Origin of the sequence: Parafrankia sp. FMc2 (assembly GCF_041008525.1) — a bacterium.
GTDB lineage: Bacteria > Actinomycetota > Actinomycetes > Frankiales > Frankiaceae > Parafrankia.
Genome location: NZ_JBFLUG010000317.1, coordinates 1 through 2,812, shown reverse-complemented (window position 1 = coordinate 2,812; position 2,812 = coordinate 1). Strand labels below are relative to the sequence as shown.

Here is a 2,812-nt window from a genome sequence, read left to right as displayed (position 1 = left end):
GCGTCGCCTCGAGTCGGGCGCTCCACGCGATCACGTAGAGGGACCACACCACCAGCAGGCTGTCAAGGATGATGAACGTGGGCGGGTCGCGCTCGTCCTCAGGACCGCCGTCACGATCAGGGCGGTTCTCACGCTCGGGTCGTACCGTCGGGTAGGCCAGCAACGCGACGACCGCGAACACCGGCATGGCCAGAAAGCCCAGGTCCGCGATGCTCGGTGTGGGGACCTGCGTCCGCATCAGGCTGTAGCCGGCCCAGACAGCCGCCCCGGCGGTCCACGCGCCCACGGCGGCGGTCATCCACCCCAGCCAACGACGCTGGTCCGAGTCGGCATGCCGGCTGGCCCAGCCACTACAACCGGTCGCCAGCACGCCGACGGCGAACATGCCGACGATGAGTAATCGGCTGCCCCCGACCCCTAGCAGGCCGAACGCCCCGACCACGATGGTTCCGGCAGCCACCAGCGCACACCCCAGGCGGACCGAATCCGGCACCGCCATACCTCCCCAGTTCAAGAGACCCCATCCCTCCGCCGCGCAAAGCGGACCATCGGGACACTGCTCGGCGGTAGCTTCAGCCATTTGCAGATCATCTATAATGATAACTCGATGAAGTCAACTCTATACCCTGTGTGATACTTACAGTAGCGCGGCAACTACAGGATGGCTACCGGGCCGCGTCCGCGCTCGGCATCGGAACGGCCGAGACGGCTCTGTTGCGTAGGCGAAATCCGCCGACGCGCGGCCGCCGATCGGTCATGATCGGGTCATGCGCAGGACATGTCTGTTGCATCGGCGAAGTCCGCCATCGCGGGGCGTCAGATCGGTCATGATCAGAGATGCGTCGACGTCGTGTCCGTCCACCGGCTCCGACGTCGGAGTTCGCCGGGTTCCGGTTCCCACCGGAAGTGATCGTCCTGGCAGTGCGGTGGTACCTGCGGTACGCGCTGTCCTACCGGGACGTCGAAGAGCTCCCCGCCGAACGCGGCCTCGAGGTCGACCACGTCACGATCTACCGGTGGGTGCAACGATCGTACGAACTACACTTTTTTATGGCAAAGTTGAACGGTTTGCGACTTGGTCTGTACACCCGGTACTCGGAACTGGTCGGTGGGGATGACGCGCTAGAACGCCAGGACGAAGACGGCTACGAGTTCGCCGACGAGCACGGCGCGACGATCGAGAAGGTCTACCAGGAGAAGAAATCGGCCTGGAAGAAGAAGACGATCGTGTTGGAAGACGGCACGATGATCTCTCGGGTGATCCGCCCGGACTACGCCGAGCTGTTGGCTGACCTGCGGTCCGGGTTCCTGGACGGGGCGATCGTGTGGGACCTGGACCGTCTCACCCGGGACCTACGCGATCTGGAAGACGCCATCGAAGTCGTCGAGTTGTACGGCCGCCCGATCGTCGGGCCCGGAGTCGGGCCTGACCACCGAGTACGGGAAGGCGAACGCCCGCGCGCAGGCGGTCGCGGCGAACAAAGCCAGCGCGGACACCTCCCGCCGGGTCCGCCGGTCCCACAAGCAGCGCGCCGAACGCGGAGTGCCGGTCGGGGGCAGCCGTCCGTTCGGGTGGAAGGACGACAAACGCACGTTGGATCTCACCGAAGCCGCAATCCTGCGAGAAGGGGCCCGCAGGATCCTCGCCGGGGTGCCGGTCATTGACCTGGTGAACGAGTGGAACGCCGCGGGTATCCGCGGGACCCGGGGGAAGAAGTGGACCAAGAGCAGCGTGTTGAAGGTCTACCGCAACCCCCGGATCTGCGGCCTACGCGGCCGGGGGGTCGAGGAACCGAACGTCAACGGCCATGTCGCGAAGTACATGCAGGTCGTCACCCGCAAGGAACGCACCCCCGACGGGCGGACCATCGAGGTCCCGGTGAAGGGCCAGTGGAAGGCGATCATCGGCGTGCGCCGGTGGGAACAGGTGATCGCCAAGATCGGGGACCGGACGTATGCCCAGCAGGGGCATAACTCCCGCCGCTACCTGCTCAGCGGCGTGGTGGCGTGCGGCCGGTGTGGTAGGTCGATGTTCGGGTCACCGCCGTACCGGGAACGCAAGCACGCGATCTACCGGTGCCCCGCGCCGACGCAGGGAGGGTGCGGGAAGGTCTCCCGGCACGGACCCCACACCGATGATCATATTCTGGCGGCACTGTTCAACAAGATCGAGTTGGAGACCGCGAGCGCCGTGGTGGAGGTTGCCCCGTGGGAGGGGGAAGCAGCGCTGGCCGAGGTGCAGGAGAGCATCACCGAGACCCGCGCCGCGTGGACGTCGGTGCCCCGGCGGATCTCCCCGAAGGACTACTTCCCGACCATGGAAGAGCTCCGGGAGCAGGAAGAAGCCCTTCTCAAGGGACGGAACGATCATCTCGTGGCCACCGCGAACGCGCACGCCCGCCCCGCCGATGTCCGCGCCGAGTGGGACGACTACAGCCTTGCCCGCCAACGCGCGATCATCAAAGAGCATCTGATTGCCGTGGTCGTCCACCCCGCCGGCAGGGGCCGCAGGTTCGACCCCGAGCTGTTGGACCCGGTCTGGCGAGAAGAGACCTAACCACCGGGATCGTCGGCCAGGACCAGCCCGAGCAGCGCCGCGACCCGCCGCCGTTTCTCCCGCGACCACACCGGAGCCGCCAACGCCTGACGCCGCCCCCATTCCTCCGCCGTTCTCCGATGCGGCGGAGGAATGGCGGCGGCGTCAGGCGTTGGCGGCTCCGGTGTGGTCGCGGGCGCAAGGGCGTCGGGTCGCGGCGACGCTCGGGCTGGTCCGGGCCGCCGATCCAGGGGGTTAGGTATCTTCACGCAGGAC

General features: G+C 66.9%; 2 protein-coding genes and 2 pseudogenes. 3 read left to right on the top strand and 1 reads right to left on the bottom strand.

The genetic code is table 11. From position 1 onward, the window contains the following. Positions 1–460 (bottom strand): annotated as a pseudogene (locus AB1460_RS36715) (hypothetical protein); the annotation flags it as partial. Between the two features lie 377 nt (positions 461–837). Here AB1460_RS36715 and AB1460_RS36710 point away from each other — a divergent pair. The 3 genes and pseudogenes from AB1460_RS36710 to AB1460_RS36700 form a co-directional block, all read left to right on the top strand. Beyond that, a pseudogene (locus AB1460_RS36710) lies at positions 838–1,029 on the top strand (IS6 family transposase); the annotation flags it as partial. Positions 1,030–1,050: 21 nt separating this feature from the next. After that, a complete protein-coding gene (locus AB1460_RS36705; RefSeq protein WP_368967113.1) occupies positions 1,051–1,665 on the top strand; it encodes a recombinase family protein in 615 nt (204 codons plus the stop codon). Next, entirely contained in the window at positions 1,652–2,557 is a 906-nt protein-coding gene (locus AB1460_RS36700; RefSeq protein WP_368967111.1) for a recombinase zinc beta ribbon domain-containing protein, read from the top strand. The genes AB1460_RS36705 and AB1460_RS36700 overlap by 14 nt, the downstream gene beginning before the upstream one ends. The last annotated feature ends 255 nt before the right edge of the window (positions 2,558–2,812 follow it).

Excerpts from the sequence above, each read along its gene's own strand:
- AB1460_RS36705 (WP_368967113.1), top strand. The coding sequence starts at position 1,051 with ATGGCAAAGTTGAACGGTTTGCGACTTGGTCTGTACACCCGGTACTCG.